Consider the following 14,454-nt stretch of genomic DNA (forward strand, 5'->3'; position numbering starts at 1 on the left):
GCGCGATGGGGCGGTCGGCGCGACGAGGTCAGAGAGTCGGCCTGCCGAGGTCGTTCGGGCGTCGCCGGTACGGCTCTGGGGCCGGTCCCGTACGGAGGTCCGGTGCGGCGGTCGGGGTCAGTGGTGGTTGCGCAGGTCCTCCAAGGTGATGGATGTGCCGGTCAGTTCGGAACGCGCGGGCGCCTCGACTCCGTCGAGAAAGAGCTGGAGATAGCGGTGCACATACGACTCGTTGCTGTCGCAGCGCGTCCCCGGCAGGGGCCGGGTCAGCAGGCCGACGGCCATCATCAGATCGCCGGCGCCGACGTCGTGGCGCATCCGGCCCGCCGTCTGGGCCCGTTCGACCATGGCGGCCACGGTCGCTTCCAGGCGAGTGCGCCGGATCACCAGATCCGGATGCTCGCCGTCGAAGGTTTCTTTGATCATGGGGCACAGGGCCCCGGTCCGTTCGTCGGCCGCCTTGTGGACGAACCGGCGTACGGCGTCGAAGGGGTCGGCCTCCTCGGCGGAGGCCCGTTCCGCCTGTGCGCAGGCGCGGTCGAGGACGGAGAGGACGACCGCGTGCACCAGGGACGCGCGGTCGGGGAAGTGCCGGTAGAGCGTCGCGTTGCCGACGCCGGCGCCGCGGGCGATCTCGTCGAACGACACCTCGGCCCCGTGGGCCGTGAACATGTCGCGGGCGGTACGGACGATCCGCTCGCGGTTGCGCAGGGCGTCGGCCCGGGTCCGGCCGCGCGGGGCGCGCGCACCGGAAAGGTCCGGGCAGCCGCCGGTCACGGCGGCAGGGGCACCGGCCGACCCAGGGGCGCGGTCGGCGAGGCCGGAGATCCGCGTCGCGGCGTTGATATCGGCGGCATCAGCGGCATCACCACTACCGCTGCCGCCGTCGGCCCGCACGGCGGCACCGGGGCCCCGCCCGGAGACGGCGTCGGCCCGTAGCGCCGTACCGGCGCCCGTGCCCGTACCTGAGCCCGTGCCCTCGTCCACGGCCTCGGCGGCTGCGCTCACAGTGTCCACTCCCTTCGCCCCCGTCGTCCCACGGCTGTCGTGACGTCCGGTCGCCTCGACACCGGGTCCCGCCCGTCATGTCTGTTCGGATCCCGGTCTCCCGGGCCGGCCGTCCGAAGCGGGGATCGTGTCCCCGTTTCGCGCGGCACTGATGCAAACGGGGAGCCGTTCCCCGTTTGTTTCCCAAACCTAATGTGATCTGCATCACCTTTCCGAACCCGTTCGGAACCCCACCCGATCGGCCCTGCTCCGCGCGCGCCTCTCCCCCACCGCCCGGAGGCTGATCGCATGCACCCCGCGCGCCGCCGGATAGGCCAGAAAAGCCGGATATCCAGCCGGAAGACCGGCTGGGCGTCCCGGGCGCCGAAGCACGTCCCCGTCCCCGAATCCCCCTTGGCCCCCACCCCGCCCAACGGCCTCCCGGCCCTTCGCGGCGGTGGCAGCGGCCCCGGTGGCCGCCGGGGCGGAGCGGGCCGCAGGGGAACGGGCCGTAGCGGAGCGCGTACCTCCGGCCGGACCCGGCGGATCGGCGGCATCGCGGCGTTCCTCGCCCTCGCGATCGCCGCCCTGACCACCGCCAGCGATCCGCTGTCCGGGCCGGGCCGGACCTCTTCCGCCGGACCCGCCGCCGCCCCCGACGCGACGGGCCTCGGGCCCTGCCGCCTCCCGGCGACCCTTGGCGTCCAGATGTCCGAGGGCCTGCCGACCCCGCCCGGCTTCTCCCCGTCGACCGGTGAGATCCGCGCCCTCAATCTGATGATCGACTTCCCGGACGCGGTGGGCGAGGGCACGGCGGCCGAACGCCTCGGCGAGTTCTTCCCGCAGACCGCGGAGTGGTTCCGGACCAGTTCGTACGGCCGCCTCAGCTATCTCCCGCAGGCCCCGCTGACCGGCTGGCTGCGGATGCCGAAGCCGTTCACGGAGTACGGGATAGAGCGCGGCTCACCGTACGAGCCCGCCTACCGCGGGCTGGTCGACGACATCGTGGAGGCGGCCGACCCGCAGGTCGACTTCAGCTCCTACGACCTGGTCAACATACTGGTCACGCCCAACGCGGGCCCGTCGGCGCTGGACACCGTGCTGTCGGTGACGTTCTCCGGCAACCCCGAGGCGCCCGTCGCCGACGGCGTACCGCTGGCGAACACGTCCTTCGTCTACAGCCGCCAGGACGACGGCTCGGGTTCGTACGCCGAGACCGGCTTCCGGGTCCTGCCGCACGAGAACGGCCATGTCTTCGGCCTGCCCGACCTCTATACCGCCGACGGCGGCGGCACGGTCGGCCACTGGGACATCATGTCCGAGGACTGGGGGGCCAACAACGACCTCCTGGGCTGGCACAAGTGGAAGCTGGGCTGGCTGGACGCGGACCAGATCCACTGCGCGTCCGCGCCCGGCACGGCCGAGTACCGGCTCACGCCGCTCGCCACCACCGGGGGCGCCAAACTGACGATCGTGCCGGTCTCCGCCGACACCGGCTACGCCGTCGAGGTCCGTACCCGCGAGGGCAACGACGAGGCGGTCTGCCGCCCGGGCGTCCTCGTCTACCGCGTGCAGGCCGGGGTGGACACCGGCCAGGGCCCGGTCACGGTCTCCGACAGCCGCGCGGACAGCGGGGGCTGCACCAAGCGCCCCAATGTGCACGCGGAACTGTCGGACGCGCCGTACCGCCCGGGTGAGAAGTTCCGGGACAAGGAGCACGGGGTGGAGATCGCGGTGGTCGCGGAGGACGAGGACGGGACGTACAAGGTCCGCGTCACCCGCGGCTGACCCGAACCCGGCCCGGCACCTCTTTTGTCCCGCGTTACGCCCCCGACCCCGGCCCGGCCCCCGGCACATCTTTTGTCCGGCCCTACGCTCCCGGCCTGCGGCGCCGCACCTCTGTTGTCCGGTGTTCTGTCCGGCCCTACGCCCCCACCACGGCCAGGGCCGCCGATTCCCGCAGCTCCCGCTTCAGCACCTTCCCGGCCGCGTTCCGGGGTACGTCGCCCGGGACGACGTACGCGGGCACTTTGAAGGCCGCGAGCCGTTCCCCCGCGTACCGCCGCAACTCGTCCGGGCCGGCCTCGGCACCCGCCCGCAGCCGGACGACGGCGGCGACCTCCTCGCCCAGCTCGGGATGGGGTACGCCGACGACGGCGGCGTCCTCGACCGCGGGATGCCCGAGGAGGACGCCCTCGACCTCCGCGCAGTACACGTTCTCGCCGCCGCGGATCACGATGTCCTTGATCCGGTCGACGACCGCGATACGGCTCTCCCCACCCCCCTCCTCGTCGCCGCGTACGCCGAGAACGGCGAGGTCCCCGGTCCGGAACCAGCCGTCGGCGGTGAAGGCGGCGGCCGTGGCCTGCGGGTCCCGCCAGTAGCCGCGGACCAGCGACTGCCCGCGCAGCCACAACTCGCCGTGCTCGTCGGTCCGGACCTCGACGGCGGGCGCGGGAATCCCCGCGGCGGCGGGATCGGCGCGATAGGCGTCACCGAAGTGCGCGAGTACGCCGCCGCAGGTCTCGGTGAGCCCGTACCCCGTACGCGGCTCGATCCGCCCCCCGTACCGCTCGGCGACCCGGGCCGCGAGCGCGGGCGGCGGGGCGGCGCCGCCGGTCGAGAGATGGGTCAGCGACGCCAGCTCGTGCCCGGCGCGCTCGGCGGCGTCCAGCAGCCGCAGGGCCGTCGTGGGCACCCCGGAGAAATGGGTGACGCGATACCGGTCGATCAGCTCCAGCGCGGCCTCGGCGTCCCACTCCCGCATCAGGACGATCGTGCCGCCGACGGCCATGACGGAGTAGACGTGCGTGAAGGCGGCGGCATGGAAGAAGGGGTACGTCATCAGGGCGACGGGCGCCGGCCCGGCCCCCGGTACGCCCCCGCGCGCGAGCACGGCGACGGCGGCGTGGAACCGGGGATGCACGGCGGCCCCGGCCTGCGCGAGCTGGGTGGCGACGGCACCCCGGGGACGGCCCGTGGTGCCCGAGGTGTAGAGGATCGTCGCATCGTCCTCGGGCCGGATCTCCACGACGGGCGGGGCACCGTACGGATCGGCCGCGGGCAGATCTTCATACCGCTCGAACCCCTCCGCGCCCGCCCCCGCTCCGGCCTCGCCCCGGAAGACGACGCCCCGCGCCCCGACCCGCCGGGCCCACCCGGCCACCCGGGGCAGCCGCTCCCCGTCCACCAGCAGCACCCTCGGAGTGCAGTCGTCGAGGGCGGCGCCCAGCTCGTCCGCCGTCCACCAGGTGTTGAGGGGCACGGTCACCAGACCCGCGAACTGGGCGGCCCAGAAGGCGATCTGCCACTCCGGATGGTTCCGCATCACCACGGCGGCCCGCTCCCCCGGCCGCATCCCGTACTCGTCCACCAGCCGCCGCGCGAGCGCCGTCGCCGCCGCGAAGAACTCCCCGTACGTATAGGACGCATCGTCCCCGACCAGAAACACCCGGTCCCGGTACGCCCAGGTGGCCTCCACGAACTCGACGAGGGTGCGCGGCGCGTTCACATACCGCAGCACCCCGTCGTCCCCCCGCCCCACCTCGAACGGCCCACCCGGCGCCACCAACTGCTCCCGCCTCACGGCCGCCTCCTCCACCAGACCGGGACACCTCCGGACCCCACGCACGGGGACGCTAGGTCGCCCCCGGACCCCCGTCAAGCGCCCCCCACCGATCGGCGGGGCAGGCCCCCCGGCCTCGGCTACTTCTCCGCGGACCGGTTCGCGACGGCCGCCCGAAGTCCCCGGTGGGCGACGGCCTCAGCGGAGGTCGGGGCCGCCCGTCTCGGCCAGGTCGCCGAGCAGGCTGACCTCCTCGTCCTCGCCGGTAGCCGGTACTGTCCAGAGCGTCCGGGCTCTCGTCGAGAATCGGTTCGGGCGCTTCTTCGTCAGCGAGCTGCGGATACTCCTCCAGAAGGAATCGCCGTCGGTACGCCACATCGGCGGCGTCGACAATCGCCTCCACAGTGGTCCAGTTGAGGGTGCCTCCGACGAGGATCCCGATTCCCGGTACGGCCTTGCCGAGTCCCTTCTTGGTCAGGCGGAAGCCGAACACATTCGCGAACCGTACGGAGAGCTTGGTGATGACCGCTTCGTTAAGGGTGTTCCATGGCTTACCCCGGACGAGCGCCTGGGCAAGCCGGGATATATCAGCCATCCGGCAGTTTTCGCGGTGGCCGACGTCGCCGTCCCCGCATTTACGACGGACATCACGAAAAGTTTCTCGGCGGGCTCTTCGGGGTCGTAGCCGTAGAACAATGAGACATGGCCGACGCACCGAGAGGCAAGTCCGAGGACAACGGCGGTGTCGGCGGCGCAGGCGCCGACGATCGCACCTCCCGAGGGCGCCGCCGCGGCCCCGGCGGAGACAGCGGTGGCGAGCTGTCCGCCGGAAATCACCAGCCCCGCGCCCGCTCCCGAGAGCGCCGCACTTGCGGGGTACTACCAGCTCGCCGCCCGGCCGCGGACCGCGTCGATCTGTTCGAGGTCGAGTCGGCGCAGGTCGGGGAGCGATGTGACGTCGTGCCCGTGTTTCCTGTGCAGCGACACCACCCGCTTCGAGGAGAGCCCCGCCCGGGAAACCCGGCCCACGGTCTGCCGTAGGGAATGGAAAGCGGCACCGCTCCAGTCGGGGAGGGCTTGGGCGGCTCCTGATGTCCCGGCACTGGCCTTGTCGGCACCCTTGGCGACGATCCGCTGTCCACGCGAAACCGCTGATTGGGCTCGCGGGTGGTTCTCCAGGTACTTCGTGGCGCGTTTTCCGAACTCAGCCGCGCCGGTGGCCACATGCTCGCCGGCGCTTCTCATCACTCGTGACAGCGGGCGGCCCTTGGACCGTTGAAGGTCACGCCATGCCATGAGTTCATAGTATGAGGGATTCGCCACCGCACGAGCGTGACAGCCGGGCTCTTCGGAGCCTTCCGAAGAGCACTCACGTCTGTTCACGACCAGTTTCTCATTTCGCCGAGCCGAAGACGGCGTCCGTGTTCTCGCCGCCCCAGCCTTCCGGTCCGCGCCAGATCACATCGACGCGGAAGACGTCGCGAATCGTGGCCGCGGACCAGTCCTCGGCGGGCGGTTCGCAGAGGACGAGACAGAGACTGTCGGCCGGTGCGGGCAGGGTGTGATTGATCTCGAGCAGACGGGTCGCGCCCGAGCGCAGGTCAGCATAGGTGGAGCGGCCTGCGCCCAGGGCCTCGTAGAGGAAGAGACCGTGCTCGGTGACACAGCTGACGTCGACGATCGCCGAGTCGGTGGGCTGGAGGTCCGCCCAGAGGAGCGACGACTTCAGCGCGTGCCGGACCGCCTCGTGCTTCTTACAGGTCCGGTCGGCCCCGGCGGCGTCCACGAGGGCACGCAGAAAGCCCTCCCGCGTGGTCGGGGACGACGCGGTCTCCGCGATGGTCATCTGTGCCTCTTCCTTCGGTTCGGGTTCCTGCGGGGCGGGTGCGGGAGTGGTGGCGGCGCCCCGGTTCGTGCTCCGGTCCGGCTCGGCGGTGAACCGTGCCGCGAGCCGCCGCCGTGCTTCGGCGAGGGGCGCCGTCCAGCCGGAGGCCGCCAGCCGGGCCGTGAGGCTCGGCCCGTCGAAGGTGCCTTCCTTGAGGGAGCGGTTGGTCGTGGCCGCGAGGTCCCGGAGCACTCCGAGCCGTTCCCGGTCCGGATCGCCGAACAGATGGAGCACATCGACCCAGTCGGCCTGGTCCCGGCGGAGAACGCGATTGGCCATGCCCTGGAGTTCGGAGAGACGGCCCCGGGCGTCGGGGACGGCTCCGTCGCTCCCGGCCAGGCCTTCGAACACATCCAGTGCCGCGAGATACCGGCCCGCCATCCGTTCCGAGACGGGTGACCTGCCGCGCTGATCGGCGGTGAGGACCGACTGGCTCGTCTCGTTGGCGAACACCCAGCAGTCCAGCCGCTCGCCCCGCCTCGGCGGGACGGACCCGTGGCGGACGGTGAGGACGAGAGGCCGGTCGATCACCGGGGACAGCGGCTTGACCTTGTAACGGCCGCCCGGGGCCCGGTCCACGACCTCGACCCGGATATCGGTGCCGATCCGCGGCAGATCTCCCGCCGGGACGCTCTCCGGCCGGGTATCGGGTACCTCCGGCTCGCCGGTGTCCCCGGCGTCGGTGAGCGCCTCGGGCAGCGGGGCCGTATGCAGGACGGTCAGGCTCTGGGTGCTGCGGGTCAGGGCGATGTACAGCTGCCGCAGCCCCGCGGGGCCCCGGTCGGCGATCGTGGCGGGTTCGACGACCAGGACGTGGTCGTACTCCATGCCCTTGGTCTGGGCGGCGGCCATCACGGACACCGCCTCACGGTCCCCTTCGCCGATGTCCTCGCCCTCGGCGATCCTGCGGCTGATGGCGTCCAGCCAGTCGGAGTCGTCGGGTACGACGACGGCGACGGAGCGGGGGGTACTGCCGTCGCTGGTACGGACGAGCCGGGCCACCTGGGCGACGGTGTCGTCCAGCAGCTTCCACGGCTCCGTCGCCAGGGTCCGTACGGCGTCCGCCCCCGCTTCACGGACGGCCCGGGGGTACGGCAGGGACGGCGCGACGGAGCGGGCGAGCGGGGCGACGAACTCCATGATCTCGGCGGGCACGCGGTAGCTGGTGGTGAGCTGGGCGACGCTCCAGTCGCCGTGGTCGGAGAGGAGCGCGCCGAGCAGGTCCCAGCCGGCCGGGGTGTGGGCACCGGTGGCCTGCGCCAGGTCGCCCAGGACGGTCATGGATCCGCCCGCGGCGGAGCGCCTGCGCAGTGCGCGGGCCTGCATGGGGGTGAGGTCCTGGGCCTCGTCGACGACGATGTGTCCGTACCGCCTCGGTGTGTCGCCGCTGATCAGCACGCGGAGCTCTTCGAGGCAGACCCGGTCGTCCAGGGTCCACGGATCGGCGTCGGCGCTGGCGGCGCGGGCGCGGGCCAGCGCCAGCTGCTCGTCCTCGTCGAGGATGCCGTCGGCGCACTGCCGCAGCAGGTCGGCCGAGTCGTAGAGCGTGCGCAGCGCCTCCCGGGGCCCGGGGGACGGCCAGACGCGTTCGACCAGGCGCTCGACCCTGCGGTTGCGTTCCAGATCGCGGCGGATCGTGCCGGTCTGTCCGCGGCGCGGGGCGATATCGGCCAGCTCCCGGAGGAGCCGGTCGACGAAGACACCCCGGAATCGGTCGCGCCGTTCCCGGAAGGGGCCGTCGCCACCGTGGGCCTGTTCGAGGAGGCCGAGGACCTCGGACTTCGGCAGGCGAAGGGTCGTACTGCCGAGAGTGACGACGACCGCGGGCTCGTCGCCTTCGAAGGCGGGTTCGGTGGTGAGGCCGTCGAGGGCCTCGGGGCGGAAGTCGCTCTCGACCCGGCGCCGCAGCACGGCCGCCATGCGTTCGTCCGACTTCACCCGACGCGCCGCCGTGGAGTCGGTGCCGAGGATCTCGCCCTCCCACAGCCGGTCCATCTGGACCGTGTTGACGTCCCGGGTGCCGAGGGTGGGCAGCACGCGGCCGACGTAGTCGAGGAAGCGCTGGTGCGGTCCGATGACGAGGATGTCCTGGGCCTTGAAGTGCTCGTTGTCGACGAGCCAGGTCACGCGGTGGAGACCGATGGCCGACTTGCCGGTACCGGGACCGCCCTGCACGACGAGGATGTCCGAGGGGGAGCCGGTGACCAGCTCCATCTGGTCGCGGCGAATCGTCTCGACGATGTCCCGCATCCGGCCGCCCCGCGACCGCTGGAGCTCCAGCAGCAGGAAGTCGTCCGGCTGGAGCCGCTTGCGCCGCTGCTGCCGTACGACATCACCGGGCGTGGGAGGCACCGGACGGTCCGGGGACGCGTCCGCTTCCTCCGCCGCTTCGTCGTCGGCGGCCTGCCGGGGCTCTGGTACGAGTACGGGATCGGGCTCGGAGACGACCCCGGGCACGGGGACGGGTGCCACCGGGGCGATCTCGTCGAAGTAGCTCTTGACGATCTGCCGCACACAGCGCAGTCGCCGGCGCAGCACCACCTCGCCCGGCTCCTCGGGCCTGGCCTCGGTCCACTTCTTGGCCAACGGGCTGGTCCACAGCACGACCACCGGATCGTTGGCGCTGTCCCGCACCCCCCGGCGCCCGATGTACCAGGGCCGGGGCTGCCCGCCCGGGTCCTCCGGCGCGTCGACCCGGGCGAAGACCAGGGCCTCGTCACCGAGCCCGCCGTAGGCCTCGGCCCGGGCCTCCGCCTGGGCCCGGTTGGTGATCCCGTCCTTGCCGCTGGCCGAGGCGGCGGCTGTCGAGTCGCCGCTCAGCTCGGCGAGTTTCGCGGCGTAGCAGTCGTACGCGTGATCCACCGCCTTCTGCTCACCGGCGATGATTCCGTCCCGAGTGGTGATGCCCATCCGTTCCTCCCCGCGGTGCCGATGAGCACCGCCGCGGACCTCCGTCCGCGCCCCGCTGAAACAACTATCAGAATCCGGCCGACGACGAAGGGTGATCACCTCATGCGGTCGATCAACTCCCGGACTGGTGCGTGGCTTCGATCATCCGACCCGGAGCCGCTCCTTCGCGGGCCCCGGTTCGTCATGGTCGTAGTGGCGATGCGCACCTTACGTCGTCATGTGACGAGGCATCAATCGCGGAATATTCGGTGTTAGCATTTCGAGGTCGGATTCGAGGAGCTGGGTTGTGTGACAGTGGCGGAACGGCAGGCGCATCCGGGGATGCTCGTACTCGCGCGCGAGTCCCGCGGGATGACCCAGGCCGACGTCGCCGATGCCATGGCCAAGGCTTCCGCGTCGGGGGCGACGGTGGTGTCGCAGGGATATGTGAGCCGCGCCGAGGCTGGTCGTCTGACCGTGACGGACGACCGGTTGGCCATGTATGCGACGGCCCTCGGCTATCCGAGGGGACTACTCTGCCTCGCCCCCGAGGCCGACGGGGCGGGAGTCGGTCTGATCCACCACAGAAAGCGCGCGTCGCTCTCCGTTGCGACCCTGCGTCACGTGCGCGCCCAGCTCGCCCTCACTCACATTCAGCTGCGCGGCCTGACCTCCGCGGCCGGGAATCCGGCCTCCGGACACAGGTTCACCAGAGTGGCACTCGACGACCTCGTCACGGCCGAGGACGCGGCCGGAAGGGTACGTCGCTCCTGGGGCATCCCCCCGGGGCCGGTACCCGACATGATCGGCGCGATCGAGGAGGCCGGCGGACTCGTCGTCGTCCGCGATCTCGGCGGGGGACTCCTGGACGCGGCCGGCCAGTGGGGTCCGCACGGAGCACCCTTGCTCCTGGTCAGCAACCGTGCCCCCGGCCTTCGACGCAGATTCGGCCTGGCACACGAACTGGGCCACCTGGTCATGCACACGGACCCCGGCTCCGGTCCCGAGCAGGAGAAACAGGCCGACGCCTTCGCGGCCGAGTTCCTGATGCCGGCCTCCGACATCCGGAAGGACTTCACGGACCGCGTCGATCTGCCGAAACTGATGGAACTCCAGCGGACCTGGCGGGTTTCCATGACCGCCCTGCTCCGGCGGGCACTGGATCTGGGCGCCGTCACCGAGTGGCGACACCGCACCGTCACCGCCGAGATGTCGGCGCTCGGCTATCGCACGGCCGAGCCCGCCGAGATCGCCCGAGAGCGTCCCGGGCTCGTTTCCGAACTCGTTCGCGCACTGCTCGACGAGCACGGGCTTCCACTCGCGGAAGCCGCGTCGCGCGCCTATCTGCTACCCGAGGATTTCCAGCGCCTGTACGTCGAAAGCGATCGCACATCGTCCCTTTAGCCGTTGTGAAGGCGAGGCCATGTCCGACTCCTCCGTCCCGCTGCCGCACCAGGACTCCGCCAAGGCATCACACACGACGGGGGTACCAGGCGACCCCCTGCGCGACCGCGTACTGCTGCACATATCCCCTGCCCGGGTCGGACAGGCGCGAGGGCACCTGGACCCGGTCCGAAGCGGTTTGGTCCTCTGCGGCAAGGACGCGCTGCGGAAGGCCGCCCGACTGCGCCGGGAGGAGGCATACGGCGGTGTGCTGCTGATCGACCCCGCCGCCTACGAAGTGGGCGCCGCGACCGCGGAAGCCCCCTTCCCCCAGGTCGCCTCGGACGCCCTGCCCTTCGACGACCCCCTGGAGGTCTCCCTGGCGGAGCAGCGTGCCGCCGGTGTCACCGCACCCGTGACGCCTACGGGTTACATCCGCGCGGAGGACTCCGACGCGCTGAGGGCCGCGGTCGGCCGCGTCGCCGACCTCGGGGACCCGTCCGTGGTCTTCGCCGTTCCGATCGATGTCGCATGGCTCCGGGACGAGGAGTCGGCTCAGCGGCTGATCGCCGTTCTGCGGCTGGTCGAGGGACCGAAGGCGATCATGCTGGGCGGTCAGATGGACCCGCTCGCCCGCTACGCCGAGGCAGTCGGTCACCTCCGATCGGTGATCCGGCAGACGCCGGGTGCCGCCCTGCTCCGTACCGACCTGGCGGCGTTCGGCGCGCTGGCCGCCGGGGCGGCGTTCACCGGGTTCGGAATGAGCGGCGGCCTCAGGCACGTCGTGCCGCCCGGGGAGAAGGCGAGGACGGGCGGCGGCTTCCCCACCTCACCGCACGTCCTGTACCCGGAGCTGATGAGCTTCTTCCTCGGCACGACCTTGGCCAAGCGCTTCGCCGCGTCGCCCGCCCCTGTCTGCTCCTGTGCGGCCTGCCTCGGAACTCGCGCGCTGGACAGCTTCACAAGCCGCCGCAATCCCCTGCCCGCCGCGGCCGCCGCACACAACGTCTCGGTACTCATGGGCTGGCTGCGTGCCCTCGACGCCCTTCCCGGGGGTTCAGCCCGTGAGCACTGGTGGCACGAGCGCTGCAAGGCCGCTGTCGACCGGTATCCCCTGGTGAACGCGGCCATCGCCCAGCCGAACGCCTTCAAGGTCCCTGGACAGCTGAAGCGGTGGGCACTGGCCGTCCCCGCGCCGGCGGCAGGCACCACGACGGCGACAGCCGCTCAGCGGACCCGCTGATACAACTCCTCGACGAACGACCAGGCTGCGGCGGTGTGCCGCAGCGGCCTGTAGGCGCGTGGCTCCAGCACCATCTCGACCTCGCCGTCCGCGGCGAGGAAGACCCCGATGCCGTAGAAGTCCGCCTCCATCAGCGCCTCACTCACCCTGGCGGGGCGCCGGGTCAACAACACGGCCCGTCGGCAGTACGGGGCGAAGCGGCCCGCTTCCTCGAGGCCGCGCTTCCAGCCGGTGGACCGTACGATCGCCAGATCGACCCGAAGCGGGCGTACCGCCCGCCGGGTAACCGCCCCCCGCTCCCGGTCGGCGGCGCCGGTGGGCAGGCCACGTACGGCGCGCCTCTCCCCCGGCTCCAGCTCCGACAGCAGCACGGGGATATCTACGGGGAGACCCATCAGAGTCTCCAGCGCGTGCATGCGATCGAGTCTCGCCGCGCCGACAGTTGTTCGCCGCTCGTGCTCTGCGTTGTCCATGCGGTAGAAGAACAGCGCTTCCGTGCCCAGAGCAGGCATGACCCTCGTGAGACCGTCCGGCTTCAGCAAGGGGGCCGTAGCCGCCTGAACGGACCCGTCGATCACTGAGTTCGCCGAGGTCACCATGGCCTCCACCCTCCCTCATACGGCCCCTGCCGCCTACCGCGGCCCCGCCGTCCATCCAATCGGGACGAGCGCCCTCGTCTCTGCCGAACGGTCGAAGACGTCGCCGTACGGCACACCGTCCGTCCCGCATGATCGAAGAATCACCATGGGGAGGCAACCGCCCTTCGCTCCCGCCGGGGCCGGGCTTCCGCTCCCCGCATCGCCACAAACCTGCTGGTCAGCGACCATCCCGCGCGCCTGCCCCCGGGACGCGGGCCCCTTGGCGGATCGTCATCCGCTACCCTGTTCCCTGGTCGGCCGTCGTGCGGCTCTCGCAGGACAGGGATTCTGCGGGACCAGCGCCTCGTCCGGCCAGCGGGCTCGGCTTCCCTGTCGAAAATCCACCGACCGGGTTTCCGTCGAGCTCCTGCCTTCGTAGCTCAGGGGATAGAGCACCGCTCTCCTAAAGCGGGTGTCGCAGGTTCGAATCCTGCCGGGGGCACGCTAAAGCAGCAGGTCAGAGGCCCTGTCGTCCACTAGGGCGACAGGGCCTCCGGCGTGCGGCACACATTTAGCACACATCCGCGTGTGCTCCTGGTGTGGGGGGCTGTGCCCGATGCCCGCGAAAAACGAACTGGCCAAGCGCCGCCACGACAATCTGGTCGATCGCTTGGAGAGCCTGATGGTGGCCTCACTGAAGCCCCGCTAGCAGGGCTACCACGGTCAGCTGACCCTGGGCAGCGGTGATCTCGAAGAGATCGGCGACCTCCAAGACGTACGTGCTCCACGAGACAGTGCATCAGCCGATGATGACCGTGAACCTCTCCGGCGGTGGTCTTCCGCGTCATCGGCAAGAGCCCTCCGACGCTGCTCGTGGACGAGGCCGACACCATCTTCGGCCCCAAGGCGGGCGAGAAAGAGGACCTGCGCGGCCTGCTAAACGCCGGCCACCAGCGCAACCGGCCTGCCTGGCGGATATCCGGACCGGAGCACAAGCCGACGGCGTTCCCCACCTTCGCCATGGCCGCGCTGGCCGGGATCGGAGACCTCCCGGACACGATCATGGATCGGGCGATCGTGATCCGTATGCAGAAGCAGAAGTCGGGCGAACGCATCACCCCGTTCCGCTCCCGGTACTCGGTACCCGAGTTGAACTCCCTTCGCACCCGGCTGGCCGCCTGGCTGACGCCGCTGCGGAGCGCCGCCGCAGCACTGGTGCCGAAGATGCCGGTCGAGGACCGGGCGGCGGACACCTGGGAGCCGCTGGCCATCGTCGCCGACCTGGCCGGTGGCCACTGGCCGGCGAGCGCCCGTGCGGCCTGCTTGGCGATGACGCGCAATGAGGTGGTCCAGGACGAGCAGACGACCCTGAAGACACGGCTGCTGCGGGATATACGACGCGCCTTCGAGCAGTCCGGCGATCCGGAGGCCCTGCGCACGCAGGATCTGCTCGCCGCCCTCCTTCAGGACGCCGAGGCACCATGGGCCGAGTACGGGACCAAGGGACTGAACGCGTACCACTTGGCGAACATGCTGCGAGACTTCGCCATCAGTCCAGCGAACCATCGCTTCGAACAGGGCAGGCAGGCCAAGGCGTACGCCCGCAACCAGTTCGTCGACGCCTGGGCCCGCTACTGCCCAGAACCGGCCCCGGCGCCTCCCGAGCCCTCGCACGAGGTCGCGCCCACACGCCCGGCCCGGGGCAGGCCACCGGCTCCTCCGGCCGGAACACTGCCGGTCGGGATGCCCGGTGGTAGTACCGGCCCCCAGCGCTCTCGCTGACCGCCCCCTGAGACCGTCACAGTCCGTCGTATCCGTCCCCGCGCAGGTCAGCGCGGGGACGGATGCCCGCGCCGATACGGATCGCTCCGTACCTGTGCTTGTGTCCGTACCTGCTCTGAACAGCCATGGGACGGATGCGACG

At 71.3% G+C, this 14,454-nt stretch carries 10 protein-coding genes, 1 tRNA gene and 1 pseudogene; 5 read left to right on the plus strand and 7 right to left on the minus strand.

Annotated elements, in window-relative coordinates:
* Positions 1–117: 117 nt before the first annotated feature.
* Positions 118–777 (minus strand): TetR/AcrR family transcriptional regulator, encoded by a 660-nt coding sequence (locus ABZ714_RS14720; protein WP_358825669.1) that lies wholly within the window; start codon positions 775–777, stop codon positions 118–120.
* 519 nt (positions 778–1,296) lie between these two features.
* Here ABZ714_RS14720 and ABZ714_RS14725 point away from each other — a divergent pair.
* Positions 1,297–2,775 (plus strand): M6 family metalloprotease domain-containing protein, encoded by a 1,479-nt coding sequence (locus ABZ714_RS14725; RefSeq protein ID WP_358825584.1) that lies wholly within the window; start codon positions 1,297–1,299, stop codon positions 2,773–2,775.
* Positions 2,776–2,911: 136 nt separating this feature from the next.
* Here ABZ714_RS14725 and ABZ714_RS14730 read toward each other — a convergent pair whose 3' ends face one another.
* The 5 genes from ABZ714_RS14730 to ABZ714_RS14750 all read right to left on the minus strand — a co-directional run bounded on the left by ABZ714_RS14730 (position 2,912) and on the right by ABZ714_RS14750 (position 9,347).
* Entirely contained in the window at positions 2,912–4,573 is a 1,662-nt protein-coding gene (locus ABZ714_RS14730; protein ID WP_358825585.1) for a class I adenylate-forming enzyme family protein, read from the minus strand.
* A 177-nt stretch (positions 4,574–4,750) separates the two neighbouring features.
* On the minus strand, positions 4,751–4,945 hold the full coding sequence (locus tag ABZ714_RS14735; protein ID WP_358825586.1) for a hypothetical protein: 195 nt from the start codon (positions 4,943–4,945) through the stop codon (positions 4,751–4,753).
* Positions 4,946–5,026: 81 nt separating this feature from the next.
* The gene (locus tag ABZ714_RS14740) at positions 5,027–5,389 is read right to left on the minus strand and encodes an EcsC family protein (protein WP_358825587.1); all 363 of its coding nucleotides are present in this window, start codon (positions 5,387–5,389) and stop codon (positions 5,027–5,029) included.
* 42 nt (positions 5,390–5,431) lie between these two features.
* Positions 5,432–5,848, minus strand: coding sequence for a hypothetical protein (locus ABZ714_RS14745; protein WP_358825588.1), 417 nt, complete (start codon positions 5,846–5,848; stop codon positions 5,432–5,434).
* Between the two features lie 97 nt (positions 5,849–5,945).
* Positions 5,946–9,347: an ATP-dependent DNA helicase gene (locus tag ABZ714_RS14750; protein WP_358825589.1), complete on the minus strand. Its 3,402-nt coding sequence runs from the start codon at positions 9,345–9,347 to the stop codon at positions 5,946–5,948.
* A gap of 351 nt (positions 9,348–9,698) precedes the next feature.
* Between ABZ714_RS14750 and ABZ714_RS14755 the strand changes: the two genes are divergently transcribed.
* Together ABZ714_RS14755 and ABZ714_RS14760 are read left to right on the plus strand one after the other, a co-directional pair.
* Positions 9,699–10,730 (plus strand): ImmA/IrrE family metallo-endopeptidase, encoded by a 1,032-nt coding sequence (locus ABZ714_RS14755; protein WP_358825590.1) that lies wholly within the window; start codon positions 9,699–9,701, stop codon positions 10,728–10,730.
* A 19-nt stretch (positions 10,731–10,749) separates the two neighbouring features.
* Positions 10,750–11,952, plus strand: coding sequence for a hypothetical protein (locus tag ABZ714_RS14760; protein WP_358825591.1), 1,203 nt, complete (start codon positions 10,750–10,752; stop codon positions 11,950–11,952).
* Here the strand turns inward: ABZ714_RS14760 and ABZ714_RS14765 are convergent.
* A complete protein-coding gene (locus ABZ714_RS14765) occupies positions 11,937–12,464 on the minus strand; it encodes a hypothetical protein (protein WP_358825592.1) in 528 nt (175 codons plus the stop codon). The two genes, ABZ714_RS14760 and ABZ714_RS14765, sit on opposite strands and share 16 nt — an antisense overlap.
* A 495-nt stretch (positions 12,465–12,959) precedes the next feature.
* Between ABZ714_RS14765 and ABZ714_RS14770 the strand changes: the two genes are divergently transcribed.
* Together ABZ714_RS14770 and ABZ714_RS14775 are read left to right on the plus strand one after the other, a co-directional pair.
* Positions 12,960–13,032: transfer RNA gene (locus ABZ714_RS14770), tRNA-Arg, on the plus strand.
* A 277-nt stretch (positions 13,033–13,309) separates the two neighbouring features.
* Positions 13,310–14,312, plus strand: a pseudogene (locus ABZ714_RS14775) (DUF3631 domain-containing protein); the annotation flags it as partial.
* Positions 14,313–14,454: the final 142 nt, after the last annotated feature.

It is taken from the genome of Streptomyces sp. NPDC006798, assembly GCF_040635975.1.
Lineage (GTDB): Bacteria > Actinomycetota > Actinomycetes > Streptomycetales > Streptomycetaceae > Streptomyces.

Bases quoted from the DNA above. Each gene is read 5' to 3' on its own strand.
- ABZ714_RS14755 (WP_358825590.1), top strand. From the start codon at position 9,699: ATGACCCAGGCCGACGTCGCCGATGCCATGGCCAAGGCTTCCGCGTCG.
- ABZ714_RS14750 (WP_358825589.1), bottom strand. From the start codon at position 9,347: ATGGGCATCACCACTCGGGACGGAATCATCGCCGGTGAGCAGAAGGCG.
- ABZ714_RS14760 (WP_358825591.1), top strand. From the start codon at position 10,750: ATGTCCGACTCCTCCGTCCCGCTGCCGCACCAGGACTCCGCCAAGGCA.
- ABZ714_RS14725 (WP_358825584.1), top strand. From the start codon at position 1,297: ATGCACCCCGCGCGCCGCCGGATAGGCCAGAAAAGCCGGATATCCAGC.
- ABZ714_RS14745 (WP_358825588.1), bottom strand. From the start codon at position 5,848: ATGGCATGGCGTGACCTTCAACGGTCCAAGGGCCGCCCGCTGTCACGA.
- ABZ714_RS14765 (WP_358825592.1), bottom strand. From the start codon at position 12,464: ATGCCTGCTCTGGGCACGGAAGCGCTGTTCTTCTACCGCATGGACAAC.